The sequence below is a fragment of the Mesorhizobium sp. M7A.F.Ca.ET.027.03.2.1 genome (assembly GCF_003999175.1).
Taxonomy (GTDB): domain Bacteria; phylum Pseudomonadota; class Alphaproteobacteria; order Rhizobiales; family Rhizobiaceae; genus Mesorhizobium.
The window spans coordinates 1-7,571 of the sequence record NZ_RZOM01000184.1 but is presented as its reverse complement, the minus strand read 5'-3'; the positions used below and the strand labels follow the sequence as shown (position 1 = coordinate 7,571).

The window sequence follows — 7,571 nt, the reverse complement described above, 5'->3', positions numbered from 1 at the left end:
CTGGAACCCTGCTCGAGCGCCGCCGCCAGCGCCAGCACGGTGCGTTCATCGCGGCCATAGGCCATGATGTCGGTCACCACGGGCCTGCCCGCGGTCAGCGTGCCCGTCTTGTCGAAGGCCACCGCCGTGACCCGGCGAAACCCTTCCAGCACCGCACCACCTTTCATCAACAGGCCACGGCGCGCGCCGGTCGCAAGACCTGCGGCGATCGCCGCCGGCGTCGAGATGACGAGCGCGCAGGGGCAACCGATCAGCAGGATCGCCAGGCCCTTGTAGATCCATTCGTTCCAGTCGCCGCCAATGAGCAGCGGCGGCAACAGCGCAACCAGCGCGCCGACCGCCAGCACCGCCGGGGTGTAGGTGCGCGAGAAGCGGTCGATGAAGCGTTCGGTCGGTGCCTTGGCTTCCTGCGCCTCCTCCACAAGCCGCACGATGCGGGCGATGGTGTTGTCGGACGCGGCCGCCGTCACCCGCACCTTGAGCACGCCGTCGGTGCTGATCGTGCCGGCAAAGACGGCGTCAGCGACACCCTTGCGCTTCGGTGTGCTCTCGCCGGTCACCGGCGCCTCGTCGATATAGCTCGACCCCTCGACGATCTCGCCGTCGGCCGGGATGCGGTCACCCGGCCGCACCACGATGACATCGCCGACCGCGAGATCTTCGGCGGGAACCTCCGATGTGCCGCCTGCCCGCTCGACCAGAGCTGTCTTCGGCACCAGGTCGGCAAGCCCCTGGATGCTCGCCCGCGCGCGGCCGGCGGCGACACCTTCCAGAAGTTCGCCGATCAGGAACAGCACCACCACGGCGGCGGCTTCTTCCGTGGCGCCGATCATCACGGCGCCTATCGCCGCTATGGTCATCAGCATCTCGATCGAGAACGGCGTGCCGGCCAATGCCGCCATCAGCGCGCGCCGCGCGATCGGCACCAGGCCGACCAGCAACGCGCCCAGGAACACCCAGCGCTCGGCCGTCGGAAACAGATGGCCGATGCCATAGGCGGCGAGAAGCGCTGCCGCGCAGGCCAGCGTCAACACCGTCCGGCGGGAGCGCCACCACGCCTGCCCCGGCTCGGCATCGCTGTGATCATGATCAGCATGGTCATGTGCCTTGGCCACTGAAGCACGCCCATCGGCCCCGCCTTCCGCCTTGACGATGCCGTAGCCGAGCCGCGCCACCTGCTGCAGCACCTTGCCATCGTTGAGCGAACCGCCATGGCTGACCGTCATGCTGGCGCCGGTCACTGAAACCGAGACATCGGCGACGCCGTCGAGGCGGCGCACCACCGTATCGATCTTGGCCGCGCAGGAGGCGCAGTCCATGCCGCCGATCTTGAACCGTGTCTGCCCGATTGTTTCCTGCTTGAGGGGTGCCGTCACCACATTACCTGTCTGCCTTGCCCGCGCGGCGTCGCCGCATGGGTCTTGAATCCTGATGTCCAGCACTGTAATTGCTCTAGTCACTAGAGCTTCAAGAGGAAAATTTCATGTTTTCGATCGGTGATCTCTCGCGCCGAACCGGGGTCAAGGTGCCGACCATCCGCTACTACGAGCAGATGGGCCTTGTTGCGGCACCCGAGCGCTCGGAAGGCAACCAGCGCCGCTATTCCAGGCAGGAACTGGAGCGGCTGGCCTTCATCCGCCACGCCCGCGACCTCGGCTTCGCCGTCGACGACATCCGCTCGCTGATCGAATTGAGCAGCCACCCCGAGCAGCCCTGCGGCCACGCCGACCGGATCGCCGAAGAACAATTGATCTCGGTACGGGAGAAGATCACTCAGCTAAAGCGGCTGGAGGCCGAGCTCGAACGCATCGCCACGTGCTGCAGTGGCAAGACGGTTGGCGACTGCTACGTCATCCGCGCGCTGTCCGATCACGCGCTGTGCGCTGACGAACATGGGTGAGGCGGAACAAGGAGCGACGCGGCGCAGCCTTATGGGTTCCGTGCAGTGACCTAGAGAGTCGCAGCGCTGCAGAACCACCGGCACTGGGCGACGTAAAAACGAGCATATTTCTGCTTTGACTTTTCGCAGACATGCTAACGTTAAAGTGGTTGATCCAGTACAATCACTGACGGCAAAATGTATAAAATCGGAGGCCAACCACGCGATGGACAATTTGCTTCATTTTCTTGGGGACATATTGGGAAACGCGATATCGGGCAACCCCTCGAAGTCGAAGCTGATGCGGTGGGTGGAACGCATTTTCATCGCGCTCGTGGTGATGCTCATCGCCATGGTATTGTATCGGATTTACTCGACGTGATGGCCGCTATTGGCGCTTCCGGACGAACTCCGATGACGGCGCATGTGAAGACCTACAATTACTAATGCTGCAGAACTAACCACCCCTCCGGCCGCGGCGCCCCGCGCCCCTACAACTCGATCCTGAACCGCAAACTTTCCGCCCCGCCGTAGGCAGCATCCTCGAAAAAGCGTTCGACCAGCTTGCCACCATTGGCCAGGATCACCTTGTGCGAGGCCGGATTGCCCGGCTTGGCGGTGATCTCGACGTGAGCCAGGCCGACCGCCCTCGCCTCGTCCAGCATCAGCCGCAGCGCCTCGGTGGCGTAGCCGCGCCGCCGCTTCCACGGCACCACCGCATAGCCGATATGGCCGAGCACATGCGGCGGCAATTCCGACGTGCCCTTCTGCCAGCGAAAGCCGATCGAGCCCGACGCCTCGCCGTCCCAGATCCAGCGGCGGAAGCCCGGTAGGCGCGGCACCTTTTTGCCGTCTGGCAAACTGATCGCGCCACCCTTGGCCTGGGGATCGTCGAGGTCGGCAAGAAAGGCCACGGGATCCTTTTCGATGGCCGCGAGCTGCTCGCGCGTCGCCTCCATCAGCCGCACATTGTCCGGCGACCAGCCGCGTTCGAGCGCCGCCTTGTAGGACGGCAGATGTTCGAGCGCGGTTTTGACGATTTCGATCATGGTGCACTGGCGGAGACGCGACACCGGCAAGATAGCATCCCTGCCCAGGAAGGCACGGTCCACCAAAGCGCAATCTCTTACGACAAGGCCGCGCTCCCATCGCTGGAAACACGGCCCTGGCGTTGGGGCCTTGGGAGGACCGGTGATCCGGCGCGGCCGCGCCGGATCACCTTTAGCGATCTCAGGCGATGTCGAAGCGGTCGGCGTTCATCACCTTGGTCCATGCCGCGACGAAATCCCTGGTGAATTTCGCCTTGGCGTCCGCCGACCCGTAGACCTCGGCAAGCGCGCGGAGCTGGGCGTGCGAGCCGAAGATCAGGTCGGCACGGGTGCCGGTCCACTTGACCGCCTTGGTCTTGCGGTCACGCGCCTCGTAGACTTCGTCGGAGCCGGCGGCCGGATCCCAGACCGTGTTCATGCTGAGCAGATTGACGAAGAAGTCGTTGGTTAACGTACCCGGCCGGTCGGTGAGCACGCCGTGCTTCGACTTGGCCGTGTTGGCGCCGAGCACGCGCAGACCGCCGACCAGAACCGTCATCTCGGGCGCGGTCAGCGACAGCAATTGCGCCCGGTCGACAAGCATGGCCTCGACCGACATCGGCTGCTTGCCCCTGACATAGTTGCGGAAGCCATCGACTTTCGGCTCGAGCGCGGCAAAGGAATGGACATCGGTCTGTTCCTGTGAAGCATCCATGCGGCCCGGCGTGAACGGCACCTTGGTTTCGTGGCCGCCGTCCTTCGCCGCCTTCTCGACCGCGGCGACACCGCCGAGCACGATGAGATCGGCCAGCGAGATTTTTTTCCCGCCGGTCTGTGCCGCGTTGAACTCCGTCTGGATGGCTTCCAGCTTCGCTAGCACCTTCGACAGTTCCGCCGGCTGGTTGACGTCCCAATCCTTCTGCGGTGCCAGTCGGATACGTGCCCCGTTGGCACCACCGCGCTTGTCGGAATTGCGGAACGTCGAGGCCGAGGCCCACGCAGTCGAGACCAATTCGGAGACCGAAAGGCCCGATGCCAGGATCTTCGCCTTCAGCGACGCAATGTCCTGCTGGCCGACCAGTTCATGGTCGACCGCCGGGATCGGATCCTGCCAGATCAGCTCTTCCTTCGGCACGAGCGGGCCGAGATAACGAACGATCGGACCCATGTCGCGATGGGTCAGCTTGTACCAGGCGCGGGCAAACGCGTCGGCGAAATGGTCCGGATGCTCATGGAAGCGCCGCGAGATCTTCTCGTAGGCCGGATCGGCCCGCAGTGCGAGATCGGTCGTCAGCATGGCAGGCGCGCGGCGCTTGGACGGATCGTGGGCATCCGGCACGGTCCCGGCACCGGCGCCGCCCTTCGGCGTCCACTGATGCGCGCCGGCCGGGCTCGTGGTCAGTTCCCATTCGAAGTTGAACAGATTGTCGAAGAAGTTGTTGCTCCACTTGGTCGGCGTCGTGGTCCAGGTCACCTCGAGGCCCGAGGTGATGGCGTCGCCTGCAATGCCGGAGGCGTGCTTGCTCGACCAGCCAAGGCCCTGCGCCTCGATGCTCGAGCCTTCCGGCTCCGCACCCACCAGCGAGGCATCGCCGGCGCCGTGCGTCTTGCCGAAGGTGTGACCGCCAGCGATCAGCGCCACGGTCTCCTCGTCGTTCATGGCCATGCGCGCGAAGGTCTCGCGGATGTCGCGTGCCGAAGCCAGCGGATCCGGTCTGCCGTTCGGCCCTTCCGGATTGACGTAGATCAATCCCATCTGGACGGCGCCGAGATGGCCCTGGAGTTCGCGGTCGCCGGAGTAGCGCTTGTCGTCGAGCCACTTGGTTTCCGAACCCCAATCGACGTCCTGTTCGGGTTCCCAGACGTCGGCGCGGCCGCCAGCAAAACCGAAGGTCTTGAAGCCCATCGATTCCAGCGCGACGTTGCCGGTGAGGATCAGCAGGTCGGCCCAGGAGATCTTGCGGCCATATTTCTGCTTGACCGGCCACAGCAGCCGGCGCGCCTTGTCGAGATTGGCATTGTCCGGCCAGCTGTTGAGCGGAGCAAAACGCTGCTGGCCGGCCCCGGCGCCGCCACGGCCATCGCCGATGCGGTAGGTGCCGGCACTGTGCCAGGCCATGCGGATGAACAGCGGCCCATAATGGCCGAAGTCGGCCGGCCACCACTCCTGCGAATCCGTCATCACCTGGTGCAGGTCCTTGATCACCGCATCGAGATCGAGCGACTTGAATTCCTCGGCATAGTCGAACTCTTCGCCCATCGGATCCGAAAGGTTCGATTGCTGATGGAGAACGCCAAGATCGAGCTGGTTGGGCCACCAGTCACGGTTGCTCCTGCTGGAAGGGCCGTGTGCAACGGGGCATTTGCCGGCGCTGGGATCATCGGTCTGTGCGTCCATGTTCTTCTCCGATCGTGGCTGTGTTGAGCTGTTCAACTGCTGCGTGAACAGGGACGTTGGATGTCCCTGGAGGTGGTCCGTTTCATGGCTGGCGCGATGACCATATGCCCGATACGCGACCGAATATGTTGGATGTCCTGTTGCCGCGGGCATGCGCCTCACCAGGCGGTCCCGGCTGCTCCTCATCTTCGTTGCGACTCCTATAGCAAAGCCGCTTCATTAATTTAAGTTGGATTTCCTGATTACAGCGATAAGATGACATTATGACAAACCTGACGCTGAAGCAGTTGCGTTATTTCGAGGCGCTGGCGCGGCACAATCATTTCGGCCGTGCCGCCGATGCCTGCGCGATCTCGCAGCCCGCGATCTCGGTGCAGATCCGGGAGTTGGAGGAAACGCTTGGCACGGAGCTTTTCCAAAGAGGGCCACGCCAGGTCCGGCTGACCAATTTCGGCGAGGAATTCGCCTTGCGCGTTCGCGACATCCTGCGCTCGGTGGATGAGCTGACAGATCTGGCCCGCGCCTCGCGCGACCGGCTGGTGGGACGGTTGCGCATCGGGGTGATCCCGACGATCGCACCCTACCTTTTGCCTGCCATCATCGGCAACCTCGCCCGCATGCATGACGGGCTCGATATCCATGTGCGCGAAACGCAGACGCAGAAGCTGATCCAGGAACTGGCCGACGGGCGGCTCGATGCCGCCATCGTCGCCTTGCCGGTATCGGAAGCGTCGCTGACGGAAATCGTGCTGTTTGCCGAGAACTTCGTGCTGGTCCGACCCGGCGAGGATGAGGGAAAGCCGGTGCCCAACCGCGAAATGTTGCGCGAGATGCGGCTGCTCCTGCTCGAGGAAGGCCATTGTTTTCGCGACCAGGCGCTGTCGTTCTGCAACATGCATTCGGCACGGCCGCGCGAGTTGCTGGACGGCAGCTCGCTGTCGACCCTGGTGCAGATGGTCGGCGCCGGCGTCGGCGTCACCTTGATCCCCGAAATGGCCGTGCCGGTGGAGACGCGCTCGGCGGCGGTCTCTATCGCCCACTTCGCCAACCCCCAACCGTCGCGGACGATCGGCATGATCTGGCGCAAGACAAGCCCGATCGCCAAACAGCTGCTGCTTATATCCGAAGTGGTTCGCCAGGCAGCCGAAGCATTGCGCGCGCAGCACGGTTCGGCATTGCTTGCGCGGCCTCTGAATCTACCGGCAGCGGCCCAATGAAGGCTGGCTGACCGGATCGTCAGCCTGCCGCGTGGAACCGGATTTCGCCCTTGTTCAGGAAGCAGGTCTTGTTGAACAGCGACAGGTCCAGAGGATTCGGTAACCGCACATCGCCGATATCGGGAACCGATTTCTTCGCCGGATCGTATGACCGGTCGATCTGCGAGATGAAGACGAGGATCAATCCCCTGTCGCCGGCAAAGGCCTTCAGCGTGCGAACCTGCGCCATCAACTCCGGGTTTTCCCGCTTCTGATCGAGCAGTTGCAGATAATCGATCACCACCAGCGTGCCGCGCGGTGCCGAACTCAATGCCTTGACGATATAGTCGGCGCTGATCGCGTTGGAATTGTCGAACACGAACCGATCGTTGAACTGCACCGGGTCCGCCCCGATGGCTCGAAACCGGTCCAGCACATCCCTTTGCGTATATTCGAGCGTAAAGAACACACCGCGATGGCCTGATTTCATGGCTTCGACCGCGAGTTCGAGGCTCATCAGCGTCTTGCCGTTTCCGGGTCGCGCACCGACCAGAACCAGGTCGCCGGGCGCAAGTTGCGCAAACAGCATGCCGGCGGGCGCCGCCTCGGCTGCCTTGGCTGCAAGCAGGCTCCAGCTGGTGAACCCTTCCTGTGCTGCAACACGGTCGAGCGCTTCGTGCAGCGCAATCTTGCCCTCGCGAGACAAAAGCCTGGCTTGACGCTTGAGATGGTAGATGGGCGCGGACAACTTCATCGCAAAACCTCCTGGTGCGAGCCGTTTTTGCAACCCCTCCTTATGCCAAGTGCTCGAACAGTCGGTTCGGTGATTGGATAGCGCCCTGCATGAACGATGCTTTCCCGGCGGAGGGAGGTGGCGTGGGCCGCGCCAGAATCAGATGATAGCTCAATCCCTGCGTATCGAAAATCGCCGACCTCCAGGGATCAGGCTCCGGACTCGCGGCTCTTCACGATAGGAATTTTTTCTTGACTTCCTGCCCTCAGCTATGGTACATATTTGTCCATGGTGCTGATTTGCGCCAATGACCCGCCGCACAGGCGGGTTTTTGTTT

General features: G+C 63.3%; 7 protein-coding genes. 3 read left to right on the top strand and 4 right to left on the bottom strand.

Translation table 11 applies throughout. The annotated features are described in order from the left end of the window. Positions 1 to 1,319 (bottom strand): heavy metal translocating P-type ATPase (locus tag EN750_RS10875; RefSeq protein ID WP_245482673.1); only part of this gene is annotated, 1,319 nt, incomplete at its 3' end. 164 nt (positions 1,320 to 1,483) lie between these two features. On the opposite strand from EN750_RS10875, the gene EN750_RS10870 reads away from it, so the two are divergent. Further along, positions 1,484 to 1,900 (top strand): helix-turn-helix domain-containing protein, encoded by a 417-nt coding sequence (locus tag EN750_RS10870; protein ID WP_127396412.1) that lies wholly within the window; start codon positions 1,484 to 1,486, stop codon positions 1,898 to 1,900. A 177-nt stretch (positions 1,901 to 2,077) separates the two neighbouring features. Beyond that, positions 2,078 to 2,326 carry a hypothetical protein gene (locus EN750_RS39360; RefSeq protein WP_164873808.1) on the top strand — a complete coding sequence of 83 codons (249 nt, stop codon included), beginning with the start codon at positions 2,078 to 2,080 and terminating at the stop codon, positions 2,324 to 2,326. Positions 2,327 to 2,370: 44 nt separating this feature from the next. Here the strand turns inward: EN750_RS39360 and EN750_RS10865 are convergent, their stop codons facing one another. Together EN750_RS10865 and katG are read right to left on the bottom strand one after the other, a co-directional pair. Next, positions 2,371 to 2,928, bottom strand: a complete 558-nt coding sequence (locus tag EN750_RS10865) for a GNAT family N-acetyltransferase (protein WP_127396413.1) — start codon at positions 2,926 to 2,928, stop codon at positions 2,371 to 2,373. Positions 2,929 to 3,109: 181 nt separating this feature from the next. Next, positions 3,110 to 5,305: a catalase/peroxidase HPI gene (gene katG, locus EN750_RS10860; protein WP_127396411.1), complete on the bottom strand. Its 2,196-nt coding sequence runs from the start codon at positions 5,303 to 5,305 to the stop codon at positions 3,110 to 3,112. Positions 5,306 to 5,568: 263 nt separating this feature from the next. On the opposite strand from katG, the gene EN750_RS10855 reads away from it, so the two are divergent. Beyond that, on the top strand, positions 5,569 to 6,522 hold the full coding sequence (locus EN750_RS10855; protein WP_127396410.1) for a hydrogen peroxide-inducible genes activator: 954 nt from the start codon (positions 5,569 to 5,571) through the stop codon (positions 6,520 to 6,522). A 19-nt stretch (positions 6,523 to 6,541) separates the two neighbouring features. Here the strand turns inward: EN750_RS10855 and EN750_RS10850 are convergent, their stop codons facing one another. Then, a complete protein-coding gene (locus tag EN750_RS10850; RefSeq protein WP_127396409.1) occupies positions 6,542 to 7,255 on the bottom strand; it encodes a DNA helicase in 714 nt (237 codons plus the stop codon). Positions 7,256 to 7,571: the final 316 nt, after the last annotated feature.